Raw genomic sequence first — 15,127 nt, 5'->3', positions numbered from 1 at the left:
TTCCGGCGGAACGGTGGGTAGCTATGACGAACAAAAACGAATTGGAAACACGGCGTTCGCAATTATCGGACAAGCAGCGGTTGCTGTTGGAGCAATGGAAGCAGGGACGCAAGCGACAGCGGCCATTGATCTCGTCCAGACCAGAGGAGGACCGCATGGTTCTGTCTCCGGCCCAGACAAGACTATGGTTTTTGGATCAACTGCTTGCGGACAAATCTGCGTACAACATGTATTTTGCCGTGCGGTTTACAGGAGAGGTTGATGTGCAGGCGGCGCGCAGCTCCTTTCAGTTTATTATCGACCGGCACGAATCGCTGCGCATCAACTTCATCAATGCAGGCGGAAGCCCGCAAATCAAAAGAAGGGAGCGCTTTTCGATTCAATTGCCGGTCGAAGACGTCAGCGGCGTGCAGGCGGCAGAAGTTGAAGAAGCTGCGGACGCCATCATCCAAAATACGATTTCGGCGCCGTTTGATTTGGCAAGCGATCCGTTATTCCGCGCCCGGTTCATCCGGCTGAAGGAACAGGAGCATATTTTGGTGATATGCATGCATCACATTATTTCAGACGGTTGGTCCATGGGGCTGCTGGTGAAGGAATGGATCACGTGCTACACCTCCTATACGAGAGGAGAGACGCCTGTGCTGCCTCCGCTGCCGATCCAATACGGGGATTTCGCGCATTGGCAGTCGGAGCAGCTGAATTCAGGGAATTGGGACGGACATTTGAGCTATTGGAAGGAGAAATTGGCTCAATGCCCGAGCGTAGCGTTGCTGCCTGACAGAAAAATGGCCGATCCGGGAGGAAATCGCGGCGGAGAAGTGGTGTTTGACCTTCCGGACGACTTGGTTCAATCGCTCAAGTCGTTTTGCGCGAATACGGAAACGACGATGTTCATGGTGCTGTTCACCATGTTCGGAGGGCTGCTCCACCGATATACCCATGAACAAACGATGGTGATCGGCACGCCCATCGCCAATCGCAACTACACCGAAATCGAAGGAATAATCGGCTATTTCGTCAATTTATTGCCGCTGCGCTTGGATATAAGCCCGGAGATGACGTTTCGCGACCTCCTGCAACAGGTGGTGAAATCGGCGACAGAAGCATACGATCACCAAGACTTTCCTTTTGACCGGGTTATCGAACAGCTGCAGCCGGATCGTCAAGGCTGGTCGATTCCGCTGGTCAGAAATATGTTTGTGTTTCAAAACACACCGGCCACCGACATTCAACTGCCGCGCGCGCAAGCGGAAACGCTCAAATTGCATAACGGCACGTCAAAGTCGGATGTGCTGCTGTCCATGACGGAGATGCATGGAAAAATGGCCGGACGCATTGAATATGACGCCAATTTATTTGTTCCGCAGACGATGCGGAATTTCGCCAACCACTTCATACAATTCATAAGATCGGCGTTAGCGGCCCCGGATCGGCCTATTGACGGGTTGAACCTGTTGGAAGACGGCGAGCGGGCGAGCATCATGCAGCGTTCGGGCAGGGTGGAAGTTTTGGATGCAACGCCGGAATGCCTGCACCTGCAATTTGAAAGGACGGCCGCCCTTTTTCCCGATCATGCGGCGCTGACATGGAACGACGAGAGCTGGACTTACGATGAGCTTAACGCTTATGCGAACCGGCTCGCGCGCCATTTACAGCAATCCGGGGCGAGGCAGGGGCAATTTATCGGTCTGTGCATGAACCGTTCCCCTTATTTGATTGCGAGCATATTGGCGATTCTTAAATCTGGCTGCGCTTATGTTCCAATCGATCCGGCGTATCCCGAAGAACGGATCCGCTGGATGTTAAGCGACTCCGGATGTTCGGTGCTGCTGGCGGATGGCGATACCGGCGGCATGTTACCCGAGGGGGCTTGGGTACGGATTGATGTTACGGCGGAAGACTTGGATATGACGGGCTATTCCGCTCATAATTTGTCTGTCCCGGCAAGGGAAGCCGATGTGGCTTATATGATTTATACGTCGGGCTCGACCGGGCTTCCGAAGGGAGTGGTCGTTGAACACGGAAGCGTGAGCCGGCTGTTCATAGCGACGCGGCGATTGTTCGGGTTCCGCGATCATGACGTGTGGACGCTGTATCATTCGTGCGCTTTTGATTTCTCCGTCTGGGAGATATGGGGAGCTCTTCTCCATGGAGGCAGACTCGTTATCGTGCCGTCCGGCGTCACGCGTTCATTTGAAGACTTCTACCGGCTTCTCGTGCGTGAACGGGTAACGGTGCTTAATCAAACGCCGTCCGCCTTCAAACAATTGATGCATATTGAACAGCATCTGGGGATGGCGGGAGAAGCCGATCTGGCGCTGCGATACCTTATTTTTGGAGGGGAAGCGCTGGAGCTGCAGTCGCTGCGTCCTTGGTTCGACATCCACGGCGATCGGCATCCTCAATTGATCAATATGTACGGCATAACCGAAATAACGGTACATGCCACTTACCGGCCCATATCGATGGCTGATCTGGAGGCCCGATCGGGAAGCGTGATCGGTGCGCCGCTGCCGGATCTGCAGGCTTACATTCTGGATGACCACCGGCAGCCGGTTCCCGCAGGAGTTGCAGGTGAGCTGTATATTGGCGGAAGAGGGGTGGCACGGGGCTATTGGAAACGTGAGGAGTTAAACCGGGAGCGGTTTATCGCGAATCCGTTCGCATCTGCGGGAAGCCATTCCACTCGTCTGTATCGCTCTGGAGACTTGGCCAGATGGACGGCAACGGGAGAGATCGAATATTTGGGACGCCGGGATGAGCAAGTGAAAATTCGCGGCTTCCGCATCGAGCTCGGAGAAATCGAGGGAGCGGTCGGCGAGCACGAACTCGTCTCCCAGAATGTAGCGGTAGTCGAGCAGAACGACTATGGAGATCCGAAAATTACTTGCTATCTGATCCCGCAAAAAAACCGGCTGCTTGAGATCGGTTCATTGATGCAGACGAAACAGGAGCTGGTCGACAGATGGGAAACGGTTTTTGACAGTTACTATACCAAGGAAAATGAGCATGACGACAAAACGTTTCATATCGTCGGTTGGAACGACTCGTTTACAGGTCAGCCCATACCTGCGATCCAAATGGAAGAATGGGCGAATGAAACGGTTAAAAGGATTTTGAAATACAAGCCTAAGCGGGTACTGGAAATCGGCTGCGGCACCGGACTGCTGCTATTCCGGGTCGCTCCGTTTTGCGAATCCTACGTCGGCACCGATTTATCCGAAAAGGCAATCGAATATGTGGAAACACATTTGCGCGTGTTGGGAGATGCGCGGGAAAAGGTGAAGCTCTACAAATGCAACGCCCACGAGCTTCCCGACCTGGAACAGGTCGATATGATCATTATGAATTCGGTGGTGCAGTACTTCCCGGATGTAACCTATCTGCATACAGTGCTGGAACATAGTGCAGGCAGAGTGAAGCAGGGCGGATGCATTTTTATGGGCGACATTTGCGGCTTCATGTTCAGGGAGGCGTTTCATTCCTCCGTTGTGCTGAAGGGGGCCGGCGATGAGACTCCACTGCCGGAGTTCAACCGTTTGGTGCAGCGCAAAATGAAACAACATGGCGAGCTGATGCTGGATAGCGGCTATTTCCTTGAATTGCGGCAACGGCTGCCTGACATAAAAGCGGTAGAAATGCTTTATAAAAAGGGAACCTATCACAACGAGATGAGCAAATTCCGCTACGATGCGGTGCTGCATGTCGGCGACAAGGCGATATGGGAACCGGAAGCGAGTTACGACTGGAGCTCTGAAGTCGAGACATGGCTGCAGGAGGGCTATCTTTGCAAAAAGCATCCGGCTGCATGCTTCCTCATCAAAGGAATCCCGAACGCCCGCGTTGCGGAAGAGTGGAGCTTCCTGCGCTGGTGCCGTCAAGCAAATCCTATGCACAAACTTGCTGACTACCGCAAGCAGAAAGGGGATGATCCGCAGGGAGTAGATCCAGCGGCAATGGTTCAGTGGGGCGGACAGAGCCATAATGTGGAGATGGTGCTGTCAGAGACGGTGCGCGAGGGCTGTCTGGACGCCGTCTTTACGCCCCTCGGCGAAAATAAGCTAGTTCCGTTTCCCCATTTCGATGCGACAAAGGCGGCCCAGCGAATGTCAAGCGTTCCATTGCAGCAGGAGGTGGAAAAAAAGCTCGTAGCCATCATTCGTCATGATATCCAAAAAAGGCTCCCGGATTATATGATTCCCGCACAATTTGTGGTTCTGGAACAATTCCCGTTGACGGCTAACGGCAAGATTGAACGCGGGAAATTACGCGAGCTCAGACCCGGCAAAACATTAGAGGGCTCAGCGTCGGAGCAAGCCCAGCTTCCGCTTTCAGCTACGGAACAAGCGCTGCGCGGCATGTGGTTGAGTTTACTGGATGCGGATCAGGTCGGAATGGATGATAATTTCTTCGAGATCGGCGGCCACTCGCTGCTGATCAGTCAAATGATGTTCCAAATTAAGAAACAGTTCCAGGTGCATATCCCGTTAATGCAATTGATGCTGGAACCGACGCTCAGAAGCATCGCCCGGCAAATAGACAAAGCGATAGCGCAAGAAGAGCCCGGAGCCCGGCTTGATTTGGCGAGCAAAGTCGTGCTGGACCCCGCGATTCAGGGAGCGGGCGTCCCACTGGCGCCGCAGGCGGGATGCAGCCAGTCCGTGCTGCTGACTGGAGGTACGGGATTCTTTGGGGCCTTCTTGCTGCACGAGCTTTTGCAAAAACCGGATACGCAAGTATATTGCCTTGTGCGCGCCGATGACCAAGTGGCGGGAATGCGCAAGGTCATAAGCGGAATGAAGAAATATTTGCTGTGGAAAGATGACCTGATTCACCGAATAGCGGTCGTTACCGGAGATTTGGCTGCCGAACGGCTTGGGTTGGATGAGGCGACCTACAGCTTTTTGACAAAGCAAATTACATCAATCTACCACAACGGAGCCACAGTGAATTTCGCCCAGCCCTATTCGTCATTGGAAGCGGCCAATGTCAAGGGGAGCGAAGCGATCTTGAGATTGGCTGCGGCAGGCAGCTTGAAGCCGGTTCACTATATTTCCACTTTATATGTGTTCTCGGAAGAAGATGCCAAAAAGAAGCGAATCATTCTAGAGGATGATGCCCCCGTCTGCTTCGAAACATTAAAATTGGGCTATACGCAAAGCAAATGGGTAGCGGAAGGATTGATGATGGAAGGAAGAAGGCGCGGGCTTTCTATCAATATGTACCGTCTTGGCAGAATATCGGGGGACAGCCGCACCGGGGTGTGCCAGGATAGCGACTTCTTCTGGAAAATCGTCCGCTTCTGCCTGCAGCTGGGGGTGTTTCCGGATATTGATTTCCGGTTCAATCTGATTCCGGCTGACTTTGCCGGCAGCATCATTGTCCAACTGGCATCCGATTCCCAGTATGGGAACCAAACCTTCCACGTAATGAATGATCACGATTGCTCGTTCAAGGAGATTATCCATATTTTGGCGAAGCTTGGATACTCATTTGAACAGCTGCCTTGGGATATCTGGAAAACACGCGTGTCGCAACTATTGGAGACCGGCACTCCGGATGCAATGGATATTTCTCTGGTGCCGTTCATCGAGGAGCTTTCCATGATCGAGACAGAAGCGCCTGTATTCAATGCGGACAAAACGTTTGCCTTCCTGAAAAATAGAAACATAGATTGCCCGCAGATGGATGCGGACAGATTGACAACCTATATCAACTATTTTGTCGCCAGCGGTTATTTCGAATCTATTACCCTATAAAGAGGTGGATGTATATGAATAAGCTGATGATGGATGAATGGAAAATGAAGCGTTTAATCGAACGGATGAAGGGGCAAATGGATATCAGTTGGTCAAAGGAAGAGCAGGTGCTGGAGCAGTTCGGCATAAAGGACGGCCATTCCATCTTGGAAGTGGGCAGCGGACCCGGGTATATAACGGAGCGTCTCCTGCACAAATATCCTGCCAGCCGCATCACATCCATCGAGATTGAGCCGTATTATGTCCAATACGCGCAACACAATATGGCTCCTGAGGGGAAAGACCGCGTCACCGTCATGGAGGGCGATATTTTGGATCACCGTCTGCCGCTTGGGCAATTCGACGTTGCGATCGCAAGGCTAGTCTTTCAGCATTTGCCCGATCCCGAATTAGCGGCCCGCAATATCCTCGATTTGCTAAAACCGGGCGGAAAGCTAATCGTTCTGGATGTGGATGATGCCATTTGGGGCATTATCGATCCCGTCATACCGGAACTTCAATATATACTGAATCAGCATGCCAAGGAACAATCATCGCAAGGAGGCAACCGGTTTATTGGACGCCAGCTGTGGCATCTGCTCCAGTCAAACGGCTACGCCGATCTTGATTTGAAGCTGATAGCCGCGCACAGCGACGAAATCGGCATCCGCTCCTTCCTGCCCCAAGTGGACGCCGATGAAATGAGAACGATGGTTGACAACGGCTTCGTTACGGAGGAAGAGGTGGCTGCGGTGGAAAAAGGCGTGGCCGCATTCTTGGACACTGCCCATCCATATGCATTATTGATTATGATGGCGGTCTGCGGATCCAAACCCAATTCATAGAAGAGGAGCGTGCCTCTAATGGGAAAAAAGGACGAAAAATTGATGGCGATCCGCATCCTCTTCTGGTCGGCGGTTGTCTATAATGTGGCGGTCTGGGTCGATCTCGTGTCCATGCTCAATTACTGGGGCTTCCACTATGCCTCTACGCCAGTGCAGATTGGCGTTCTGGTCATGAGCTTTTCAGGATCCATGGCCTTGGCGACCGCACTGGGCACCGGCCGCATACGGCAGCGCAACGAGCTTGTCATGATGACGTCCGCCGCATCAAGCGGAGTGATTATGGCGCTCCATCTGTTCAATCAGTCTTTTGCGATTGCAATTCTGTTGATACTCCTCAAAGGCTTGTTCATCGGGACTTTCGTCAACGGACAAAATGCGCTGCTGCAAAGAGTGTGCTCCTCCCAGCAATATGCCGCCATCGATAACAGGTTTGAACGCTTGGCGGCGATCATCAAATGTGCTGGACCTCTGGCGGCTGGACTAAGCGTCATGATATGGCAGCCGCAGGTCACGGTGTGGTTAGCCGCGATTATTTACGTCATTGCGGCTGTGCCTATAGTGTACCTGTTCGGACATAAAGAGGCGGGAGGGCCATACAGTCACGAAGCTGCCCATGATACAGCGGATGATGTGAAAACTAATGCGGCTATAGATTCGACTGCGGGCGCCTATCTGACGGTAGGATTAATCATACTTGCATCGATGTCTTTCTTCGTGACGGTCGGCGATTCGCAATTGGTTGTGCTGTTCCGGGACATTTTTCTATGGAATAATGCGGCGATCGTTGCTTTTGTGATGGCTGCCGCGGGCTTGGGCACCTTATTGATTCGCATCGGGTCCGAATCGTACAACAACACGGCTCCCTTTAAGGCGCTCACATTTTCCTCGCTTGGTCTGTCGGCCGTTTTTTTAATTGTGACCTGGGCCATGAACCGGCAAATTGGCGTGCTTTGGTTTCTCGTCCTGTTTTTCGCCGGAGGCGTATGCTGGCAGATCGGCTTTTCCTTCTACTTAAAAAAGCTCAATCAGATGGATTCATCCGGCGGAATGACGAATAAATTCAGTACGGTAATGGCGCTGACCTATATTTTGGGACCCCTCTTTGGCGGAGCAGGCGTAGCTTGGTTAGGGATTAACACAACGTATTTATTAGCGGGGATATGCTTGCTTGGCTTTAGCCTTATATTCAGTGCGATATACTTGTCGATTCATGTGAAGCGGAGAAGAACGGGTCAAGGGGCATCCCATTCTCTGAATACGGGGAAATGAGGTCAGGGAGAGGCGGTCCGGCATGGAAATGGTCCTTCACTTGACAGATAGCAAGGTGAAGCACGCGAGAGTAGACGGCTTTGAAGGGAGGTGACGAGATGGATTTGATTACAGTCAATGATGTAAGCAAAACGTATGGCGAAAAGGAAAGTCAAGTATATGCATTGAATCGGATTACGCTGCAAATCAAGAAAAATGACTTTGTGGCTCTGCTCGGGCCGAGCGGCTCAGGCAAATCGACATTGCTTAACGTTATTTCCGGCTTGGAGCGGGCGGATGCGGGTGAAATCTACTTTGCAAAAGAAAATATTACCCGTTACAAAGACAAGCAGCTGGTTGAATTTCGCCGCAAGCATACCGGTTATATTTTTCAACAATACCACTTGATTCCCAACTTGACGGTTCAGGAAAATATCGAAATTGGGAAGTATTTGAATTCCGACAGCCTTGATTTGGATCATATCACCAGGGAACTGAATATCGATCACCTGAAACAGCGGTTTCCATATGAATTGTCCGGAGGCCAGCAGCAGCGGGTGGCCATTGCCAGAGCGCTGATTAAGAAGCCCGACATATTGTTTTGCGACGAGGCAACCGGCGCATTGGATGAAGTGAACGGGAAGCAAGTGCTGAACTGCTTGCAGAATCTGCAGCGGAAATACGGCCTTACGATTGTGTTTGTCACGCACCATGTCGGAATCGCAAAAATGGCCCGGCACATTATCAAGCTGAATAGTGGCCGCCTGGTTGATCAGATTATGAATGACCATCCGCTTACGGCCGAGGAAATCAGTTGGGGATAACGTCTTTGCTAAGGGATGTGTTGTCATGAAAAACGTATTGAAATTTGTAGGGCGGGACATGTTGAAGAATCGGCTGCAGGTAGCGCTTATGCTGCTCCTGATTGCGGCCACCTCCTTTATCTTTTTCTTCATCAGATATGCTTCGGATGGAATGAGTGCGGAATACAAGCGCTTTGCGGAGACGCAACGGCAGGAGCATTTTGCATTCCGGCCCAACATGGCCGTTGTTATCAACAAAGACCAACAGCGGCAAATTATAGAGAGAGCATCTATTTCCAATCGCGAGCTTGAACAGCTGGGTTTTGAAAATCTGCTGCAAACCTACAAGCTGAAGCTGACCGACGAAGAAACAGACGCTGTCTCCCGATTGAGCAGCGAATATCAGTTCCAGTACGAGGAGGTAAAATACAAAGAGACCAAGGAAGAAGGGGTCCTATACCGGTGGATTGGGGATTTTGGCAAGCGAACTGTCAATCAGATGTATGTTGCCGAAGGAAGGCTGCCTGCGAACAACCGGGAAATTGCCATTACATCGAATGCGGCCGGCGCGCGAATATTGAAGCTCGGGGACGAGTTGACGATTGGGGGGCAAGCATATGAGATTGCAGGGCGAGTCATATTGCCCGATCAGATTCGCCAATACACGGCTGACGGGGAACGCCCCTTCCATGTGATTGCGAGCGCTGAACAGTATGCGATGACGGGCGGCGACGAGTCCCATTATTACAGCGGCCGGTTCCAAGATGGAGCGCAGCATGAGGATGTTGTGCGCAAAATGACTGAAGATGCCCGGTTTGCTTTCTTTCTCCCCATCCAAGATAATCCCGAAGCGGCGGAGCTCATTCGAGGCATCACGTCCAACTCCGGAATGTCGACGATATTTTTGATTACGCTGACGCTGTTATGTACGGGCGTATTTCTTATTTTTCTGAATCGCCGCCTGCGGCTGCAGCAAAAAGCCTGGGGTTGCCTAATTGCCATGGGATATCCGCGCGCGCGACTCATCAACGTCTATGTCCTGAACAATGTGCTGCTATGCGTAATCGGAGTTGTTCTTGGCTTGGTTGCCGCTTATTTTGCCGCTGATTTGCTTATTCAACAGTTTCAATCCCAATTTGTGCTGCCCTCATTTCCCAAGGCGCTTGGTATCGATTCTTTGTTGATGGGAGTGCTTGCCATAGTCATTTGCTTCAACGCGGCCGCATATTGGATGCTGTATCGGTTCATGAACGACGATGCGGTTACGATGCTGCTGGCACGGCAGAAGAACGAGCATGTCAACTTCCTGACGAGATGGGTAAGCCGCTTGACGGTCGGGTTGCCTTTTATCCAGCGCGTAAAACTGCAAATGTCCGCCAGAAGCATAAAAATGATCGTTCTGTTAGGGATTACGGTATGTCTTTCATCGATCTTGTTTATTATGGGCATATCCCTGAATCAGTCGAGCACCAACGCTGTCGAACGCCGTCTTAATGGAATTCATTACCAATACGATCTTCGATACGCCGAAGCCGGGCTTGCTCAACGCAATGAGCAGCGCAACGATTATTACTTGCTGAAAGACAAGCGTTTGTTCTGGAACGGAAGCAGCGGCAAGCGGGAAGGGGCAAAGGTCAATGTGCTTGCATTTGACGGCGATGGCAAGTGGCTTGCATTGGCGGATCGGAATGGGAAGGAGATTAACTCCAAGCTGAAGGAAGGGGCCATTGTGCATTCCTCCAAGGCTGAGTTGTTCGGTTTGCAAGCAGGCGCTTCCGTACAGGTTCTCATTGGCGACAAGGTAATTACAATTCCGATAGCCGCCTTCTGCTCGAATGGAGACCCGGCCGCCATCTATATGGATAAGTCTCAGTTGGCGAACGCGCTCGGCATTTCACCCGATATTTATAACGGCACGTTCGCCAATTCGTCTGAACCCGATCCCCAGCTGGGCGGGAGCTTTAAATTGATTACTACCGAGAGCATGCGCAAGGAAATGACGGAACAGGCATCTTCTTCACAGTTGAGCGCCGTATTGAATCAGATGTTAGGCTGTGTCATTGCGGTTATCATGATTTGGCTCATCACGTTGATAACGGTGGAAGAAAACAAAAGAAATATGGCCTTGCTCCATATGCTCGGATACACACAGCGCGAAATTGGGAGCATGCTGTTGAATGTATATACCGTTATTGTGGTTGTCGCCTATATTTTGTTTACGCCGCTCGCCTTATTTGTCGTGAATTATATTCTCAAAATGGTTTCACTCAGCACCAATGATTTTATTCCTCTCGTCTATACCTCGTATACCTTTACATTGGTACTGGCCATCATTTTGATCATCTATAACGCCGTGCTTTTTATCGCCAGACGTTTTTATTCACGCGCGTCTTATACAGTGCCGACCGGACGAACCTAAGGGGTTCGATTAGCGCTCGGCATGAATCTCTTAAGGAGGCTGTCTCATAAGTCATTAATATGACGGTGGGCCAGCCCCTTTTGTCTTATTCTTACATATAAGATTCTTTTATGGAATCGATAAGTATAACTTCTATATCAGCCGCGCAGATTAACTCCAGTATGTGATTTGAATTCATGAATGGTATGGAGGCGTATCGATTTGCAAACGGACAAACGGGCTGATTTATTGGCTCTTTCATCTATCCCTCTCATTATGACGTTGGGCAACTCCATGTTCATTCCCGTACTGCCAGAGATACGGAGACAGTTACACGTTAGTGCCTTCCAAACCAGCTTGCTGATTACCAGTTACTCAGTCATGGCGATTTTACTCATACCCATTGCCGGATATTTATCCGACCGCTTAGGCCGCAAGGCAGTCATTATTCCCAGTCTTCTCATCGCGGCGATGGGAGGCGCAGTATGCGGCGCAGCGGCGGTATGGATGGATAATTCGTATCCCATCATTTTAGCGGGGCGTGTGCTGCAGGGAATTGGAGCGGCGGGGGCGATGCCCATCGTCCTGCCTTTAGTCGGCGATATGTTCAACAATGAGCAAGATGTAAGCAGCGGACTCGGCATGATTGAGACGGCCAATACTTCCGGCAAAGTGCTAAGTCCCATGTTAGGCTCCGCTTTAGTCGCTATTGTCTGGTATCTTCCATTTTGGGCCATACCGGTTCTGTGCTTCATCTCCATTACGCTGGTCTTCTTTTTGGTCAAAAAGCCGGAGAAGCCGGAGAAAAGACCTGTTCCTATCCGCCCATTTCTCCGTTCGACCCTGCAGTTGCTAAAGGAACATTTTAGATGGCTCATGGCGCTGTTTATGATTGGAGGCATCGGAATGTTCATGTTATTTGGCCTGCTTTTTTATTTGTCCGAAACCTTGGAGGAGACGCATGGTTATAAGGGCATTTGGAAAGGATGCATCCTGGCCATTCCACTGGCGGTCTTGAGCGCGGCTTCCTTTGTGGCCGGCAAATGCATCGGGAACAATAAACGGCGGATGAAGTGGATCGTCTGCAGCGGATTCGGATTGTCAGCGGCTGCAGTGGGAGGGTGTTTACTCTTCGATTCCGTAGCCGGGGTCATTGCTTGCCTGAGCGCAGCAGGGTTAGGCATCGGAGCATCACTGCCATGCCTGGATTCCTTTATAACAGATGGCATTGAGAAAGAACAGCGGGGGACAATAAGTTCCCTTTACAGCAGCATGCGGTTCGTCGGTGTGGCGGCAGGCCCAATGATTGCCGCGCTCTTGATGAAGGAATCGGACAAGATCTTATTTACGACGATGATTGCAGCCGGTGCTGTTGCGGCATTGCTTGCGCTCTTGGCCATTAGAGCAGGCAAATAGGAAAATAAGCTGGTAAACGTTAAATAATTGTATGCATGCCACTTGATTTTGCAGGGCTTTGCGTGTAGTATTTACTTACCGGTAGGTAAATACAATTTAACAAAAGGGGAAATCGCATGAACGCACCCTCGTCAAGAATGATTGGCTTTGACATGGCAAGGGCATTCGCAATGCTTGGCATGATGATTGTGAACTTTAAGACGGTAATGAATGCAGGGGAAAATGGACCCGATTGGCTCGCTCAACTTCTGCAGATCGCGCTTAATTATTGGCAAGGCTGGAATCCGTTGCTTCCATTTATGGATTACTTGGATTTTTGGACAATCGAGGGCTTTCTTCGCAATTTGCTGTACAACGGATATCATCCGCTCTTTCCATGGTTCTGCTTCTTTCTGCTAGGCATGTGGTTGGGGAGACAGAACATGATGGACCGCGCTTACCGCAATAAAATGTTAGGTTACTCGATAGCAGCAGCTGTCGTTTTGGAGATTGTCGCCTTTTTTCTCATCAAGGGTTCCAGCTTGGCCGTCGGACTTGATGCAGCGCAATTCCTGTTCTCAACCAAAACGTATCCGCCTAATCTATTTTATATTTTGTCCAGTTCAAGCACAGCTGTAGCGGTCATCGTAATCTGTATCTATTTCGCCGAAAAATTCGCCGCTCACTGGTTTACCGTCACGATGGTTAGAACGGGACAGTTGACGCTGACGCACTATGTAAGCCATGTATTTATAGGGATAGGCTTATTGGCGGTCCTGGGAAAATTAGAAAATCAGACGCTCATGTCTTCTCTCTTTTATTCGTGCGCATTTTTTTCCGCCAGCGCTTTGCAAATGACTTTTTAAACGATGATCGGGATCTCGATATTAATTTTCACTTTTTAAGCACATTGTTGACGGCTTCAGCCCAAATCTCATTGTAATTGATCTTGAATCCCATGAGCATATAATTGCCGATATTATCAATAACCATCGAGAGCAGCTGCGCCTTGGTTGCCAGCTTCTCATCCGCAACTAGACCGAGCTCCGCACCTTTCGTTAATAAGTCAACGAATCCGTTCATGAACCCTTCTGTAATGCTATAAAAGGTTTGACGATACTTTTCATTTCGGGTAGAAATCAAAATATACTCGTTAATGACCCGCGAGAAGAAAGCGTCGTTTTCTTGATCCTGAATCATTTTATAGCCATCGGACAACAACTTCGTTTGGAAATTATCTTTCGTATATTTTTCAAGCGCAAAGCATTTTGCAAAATCGATTTCTTTGCATATTTCCGCGAACAAAAAATCAACCAGTTCCTCTTTAGAGCTAAAATAATAATAGACGGCCGGCTTGGTAATGCCTACTTCTTTGGCAATCATGGCCATACTTGTCTTATCAATCCCATGCTCGGCAAAAAGGGTGTAGGTCGTTTCTACGATTTGTTTATATGTTTCTGTATGGTTCACAGACAATGCTCCTTCCCAAGCCATTCTCTTCTTAACAAACTTACCGGTAAGTAAAAGATACACAAAATAAAAAGCAAATTCAAGTTTATGTCATCCCAAACGGATTACTTTCGTATCGCCCTATATTGACAGGAACCTGTCATTTTGACATAATGTTGTCATATGAACAAACTAACAAATAATGGATATGCTTATACTGAACTCGTCCTCGCGATATTTCGCCTCAACGGTCTATTATTGGAGGCGGGAGACCGAATCACTCAGCCCGTTGGCCTAAGCAGCGCCCGTTGGCAGGTGCTTGGCGTGGTGGAGCATGGAGCTATTCCCGTCGCTCATGTCGCCCGGGTGATGGGGCTCTCGCGTCAGAGCGTGCAGCAAACTGCCGACGCTCTGGAAAGGGACGGATTCATCGCGTATCACGAGAACCCGAATCACCGCCGTGCCAAGCTCATGGCGTTGACTCCCATGGGGCGCGAAGCGCTTGGATATGTGAAGCTTCACCAAGCGGAATGGGCCAATAAAATAGGAAGGAGACATTCGTTGGAAGGCCTGCAAAAAGCCATCACGATGCTGCGTAAAGTAAGCGAAAGCCTCGAAGCAGATATGCTGCCGTCGTTGGATGAAGAACATTTGAAAGGGGATACGACATGAATCAGGCGAAGCCGCCAATGGAGTTTCTTCAGGAGAGCAACGAGAGCCGCATTGATGCGATTGCGCATTACATCGAAGGACATATCAGCGAAAATTGGCAATCCATACTGCAGAACAATTGGGGGAAATTGCTGAAAGCCTATAATGAGGCAGGCGATATGGCGTATGGATCGTATTTGAACTTATTGTTTCTATCTGTTCATAAGCAGTTTAAAGAAGCCGGATTGCGCCCCGAGCCCAGATTCCCGGGCGATTTCGACATCTCGAGAGAATGGGGCAACGAGGAGAAGAACGACCAGCAACGTTGGATGTGGAGCACCGTGCATTCGCCGGATGGAGAAGCCTTAGGCACCATTGTAACGATTGTGCATCACGACCACACGCAGTTCCGCGTTCCGCGCCAGCCTCAACTCATCGCCTTGCGTGAAACGGGTAAAGAGGCTGTCACAGCAGCCCTCTCTCTCCGCTCCGCCGACTTCAAGAATGCGCGTGAGTTCACGGTTGAATACGAAGAGTACTTGCGCAGCCAGCAACAGGAAGAGTTGAAGAGCCCCTCCATCGATTAGCTGTAATGGA

General features: G+C 50.3%; 10 protein-coding genes. 9 read left to right on the top strand and 1 reads right to left on the bottom strand.

Annotated elements, in window-relative coordinates; genetic code table 11:
• The first annotated feature begins 23 nt into the window (after positions 1-23).
• The 7 genes from JSQ80_RS27050 to JSQ80_RS27020 all read left to right on the top strand — a co-directional run bounded on the left by JSQ80_RS27050 (position 24) and on the right by JSQ80_RS27020 (position 13,296).
• Positions 24-5,762, top strand: a complete 5,739-nt coding sequence (locus JSQ80_RS27050; protein WP_206097901.1) for a non-ribosomal peptide synthetase — start codon at positions 24-26, stop codon at positions 5,760-5,762.
• Positions 5,763-5,776: 14 nt separating this feature from the next.
• Positions 5,777-6,586: a class I SAM-dependent methyltransferase gene (locus JSQ80_RS27045; protein ID WP_206097900.1), complete on the top strand. Its 810-nt coding sequence runs from the start codon at positions 5,777-5,779 to the stop codon at positions 6,584-6,586.
• A gap of 18 nt (positions 6,587-6,604) precedes the next feature.
• Positions 6,605-7,855 (top strand): MFS transporter, encoded by a 1,251-nt coding sequence (locus tag JSQ80_RS27040; protein ID WP_206097899.1) that lies wholly within the window; start codon positions 6,605-6,607, stop codon positions 7,853-7,855.
• A 98-nt stretch (positions 7,856-7,953) separates the two neighbouring features.
• Positions 7,954-8,658 (top strand): ABC transporter ATP-binding protein, encoded by a 705-nt coding sequence (locus JSQ80_RS27035; RefSeq protein ID WP_206097898.1) that lies wholly within the window; start codon positions 7,954-7,956, stop codon positions 8,656-8,658.
• Positions 8,659-8,683: 25 nt separating this feature from the next.
• Positions 8,684-11,056, top strand: a complete 2,373-nt coding sequence (locus JSQ80_RS27030) for an FtsX-like permease family protein (RefSeq protein ID WP_206097897.1) — start codon at positions 8,684-8,686, stop codon at positions 11,054-11,056.
• Positions 11,057-11,236: 180 nt separating this feature from the next.
• Positions 11,237-12,451, top strand: a complete 1,215-nt coding sequence (locus JSQ80_RS27025) for an MFS transporter (protein ID WP_206097896.1) — start codon at positions 11,237-11,239, stop codon at positions 12,449-12,451.
• Positions 12,452-12,567: 116 nt separating this feature from the next.
• Positions 12,568-13,296 carry a DUF418 domain-containing protein gene (locus tag JSQ80_RS27020; RefSeq protein ID WP_206097895.1) on the top strand — a complete coding sequence of 243 codons (729 nt, stop codon included), beginning with the start codon at positions 12,568-12,570 and terminating at the stop codon, positions 13,294-13,296.
• 28 nt (positions 13,297-13,324) lie between these two features.
• Here JSQ80_RS27020 and JSQ80_RS27015 read toward each other — a convergent pair whose 3' ends face one another.
• Complete coding sequence (locus JSQ80_RS27015; RefSeq protein WP_336245861.1) at positions 13,325-13,900, bottom strand: TetR/AcrR family transcriptional regulator; 576 nt, start codon at positions 13,898-13,900, stop codon at positions 13,325-13,327.
• Positions 13,901-14,062: 162 nt separating this feature from the next.
• Between JSQ80_RS27015 and JSQ80_RS27010 the strand changes: the two genes are divergently transcribed.
• Entirely contained in the window at positions 14,063-14,551 is a 489-nt protein-coding gene (locus tag JSQ80_RS27010) for a MarR family winged helix-turn-helix transcriptional regulator (RefSeq protein ID WP_206097893.1), read from the top strand.
• The gene (locus JSQ80_RS27005) at positions 14,548-15,117 is read left to right on the top strand and encodes a DUF6022 family protein (RefSeq protein ID WP_206097892.1); all 570 of its coding nucleotides are present in this window, start codon (positions 14,548-14,550) and stop codon (positions 15,115-15,117) included. The genes JSQ80_RS27010 and JSQ80_RS27005 overlap by 4 nt, the downstream gene beginning before the upstream one ends.
• Positions 15,118-15,127 lie beyond the last annotated feature (10 nt).

Source organism: Paenibacillus apiarius (assembly GCF_017052585.1).
Taxonomy (GTDB): Bacteria; Bacillota; Bacilli; order Paenibacillales; family Paenibacillaceae; genus Paenibacillus_B; species Paenibacillus_B apiarius.
The sequence above is the reverse complement of the archived record's forward strand: the minus strand, read 5'-3'. Positions and strand labels throughout refer to the sequence as shown.

Coding starts and splice junctions, on each gene's coding strand:
- JSQ80_RS27045 (WP_206097900.1), top strand. CDS start 5,777: ATGAATAAGCTGATGATGGATGAATGGAAAATGAAGCGTTTAATCGAA.
- JSQ80_RS27040 (WP_206097899.1), top strand. CDS start 6,605: ATGGGAAAAAAGGACGAAAAATTGATGGCGATCCGCATCCTCTTCTGG.
- JSQ80_RS27050 (WP_206097901.1), top strand. CDS start 24: ATGACGAACAAAAACGAATTGGAAACACGGCGTTCGCAATTATCGGAC.
- JSQ80_RS27035 (WP_206097898.1), top strand. CDS start 7,954: ATGGATTTGATTACAGTCAATGATGTAAGCAAAACGTATGGCGAAAAG.
- JSQ80_RS27025 (WP_206097896.1), top strand. CDS start 11,237: ATGGTATGGAGGCGTATCGATTTGCAAACGGACAAACGGGCTGATTTA.
- JSQ80_RS27030 (WP_206097897.1), top strand. CDS start 8,684: ATGAAAAACGTATTGAAATTTGTAGGGCGGGACATGTTGAAGAATCGG.
- JSQ80_RS27010 (WP_206097893.1), top strand. CDS start 14,063: ATGAACAAACTAACAAATAATGGATATGCTTATACTGAACTCGTCCTC.
- JSQ80_RS27020 (WP_206097895.1), top strand. CDS start 12,568: ATGAACGCACCCTCGTCAAGAATGATTGGCTTTGACATGGCAAGGGCA.
- JSQ80_RS27005 (WP_206097892.1), top strand. CDS start 14,548: ATGAATCAGGCGAAGCCGCCAATGGAGTTTCTTCAGGAGAGCAACGAG.